The following is a 1898-nucleotide window of genomic DNA, read 5'->3' on the forward strand; positions in this document are numbered from 1 at the left end:
CTCTCAACCGGAGATGCAGGTGACTTGAAGATTAATACACAACCGTTACTGCTTAAGGATGGAGCACAGGTTAACGCCGTTACCTTTGGAGAAGGAGATGCAGGTAGTGTGACCATCTCGGCCAAAGAACCGGTGCAAATCATTGGTACATCCCCCGATGGTAAGTTTCCCAGCGGTATATTTGTCGAAGCTTTCGAAGACTCAACCGGAAATGCAGGTTCCTTGAAGATTAATACACAACTGTTACTGGTTTTCGATGGAGGACGGGTTGGCACCACTATCGACGCCAGCCTGATCGAAAACAGTCTGACCTTCTTACCAGACAATCAGATTGACACCACTACTTTGCTGTCCAATAGCTGCATTTTGCGCAGTCGGGAGCAACCAGGTAGCTTGATCATTACTGGCAATGGTGGTTTACCTCCCGCTCCAGGAAGTGCTAGGATTTCACCCTTTGCCACTGGCACAGTGCGCACCATACTCAGTGATGCTAGCTCTCGCCCCAGTACCCAACCGGATCGCCCTTGGCAAATCGGTGATCCGATTGTAGAACCTCAACAGGTATATCGACTGGCAGATGGACGGCTAGTTTTGAGTCGCGAGTGTGTAGAATAATTCCTGCACTAGCTAATCTGATCATACTGTTGGCAAATTACCTCAAAGCTTGGGTTTTTCTATATTACTGGTTCAACCGAAGTTCCCTATTCCTCTTTAGAGGTTGTCTGAGAAGTCTCATTTGCTTCTAAAAGTCCCCCTAAATCCCCCAATGGGGGACTTTTAGAAGCAAATGGACTCTTTTTCCCCCCAAAGTTGGGGGGCTAGGGGGGCAAAATTCAGTATAAAAAAACTTTTCAGATATCCTCTTTACAATCCATCAATGTTTAACACCTCAAATAAAAAGGCTATATTGCAGTTTTCTGCAATCAATTTTGCAGATAATTGCAATTAGTTTTGCTGATTTTGTCAATTAAGTTTTACAACAAAAAGTAACATAACCTAAGATGGTTAAACGATTTGATAGATAATGATTAGAGCCACAAAATTATTACTTAGTTGTTAAGGAATCGGTGCTGTGATCAGGCAAACTAGGCGGAGTCGGTCTTGGCAATTGGGATTGGTAAGTACAGTAGGGATGACAAGTTCATTAACACTGTCACACTTTATCCCATCTACTACTAATCAAGCCCATGCTCAGAGCTTGATCGTACCAGATGATACCTTGGGAGCTAATGGTTCGATTGTGATTCCTGACGCTTCTGTGAAGGGATTGCCAGCAGAATTAATTGAAGGAGGAGTTCAACGGGGAGTTAACCTATTCCACAGTTTTCAAGAATTCAATGTCGGTCAGGGATTGCGGGTTTATTTAGCTAATCCAGCGGGAATTGAGAATATCCTGTCGCGGGTGACCGGAATTAATCCAAGTGAGATTGAAGGAACTTTGGGAGTAGATGGCGCAGCTAACCTGTTTTTGCTCAATCCCAATGGGATTATATTTGGGTCAAACGCCAGCTTGGATGTGCAGGGTTCCTTTGTAGGAAGTACAGCGAATGCGATCGCATGGGGAGAAGATGGGTATTTTAGTGCTACCGAACCCGAAACTAGCCGTTTACTAACCATTAATCCAGGAGCATTGTTTTTTAATCAGGTCGGCTTGGTGTCAGGGACTATTATCAATACTGGCACCTTGGCCGTGGGGAAAGATTTAACTCTGTCGGGATTGAATCTAAATTTACAGGGTCAGCTATCAGCTGGGGGGAATTTGACCCTATCAGCCATGGAAACCCTAAAGATCCGGGATAGCATAGCGCTACCTTTTGTGGCAGCAGCTGGGGAGAAACTATTGCTTGAGGGTAACCAAAGAGTAGATATATTGGCTTTGACTCATCCGGATAGTGGGT

Annotated in this window: 1 protein-coding gene and 1 pseudogene; both read left to right on the forward strand. The window is 44.7% G+C overall.

From position 1 onward, the window contains the following. Window positions 1-615 (forward strand): annotated as a pseudogene (locus F6K49_RS44795) (hypothetical protein); the annotation flags it as partial. A 517-nt stretch (window positions 616-1132) separates the two neighbouring features. Beyond that, the coding region (locus F6K49_RS44800) for a filamentous hemagglutinin N-terminal domain-containing protein (protein WP_293108494.1) at window positions 1133-1898 on the forward strand (766 nt) is incomplete at its 3' end.

The sequence above is a fragment of the Moorena sp. SIO3I6 genome, assembly GCF_010672095.1.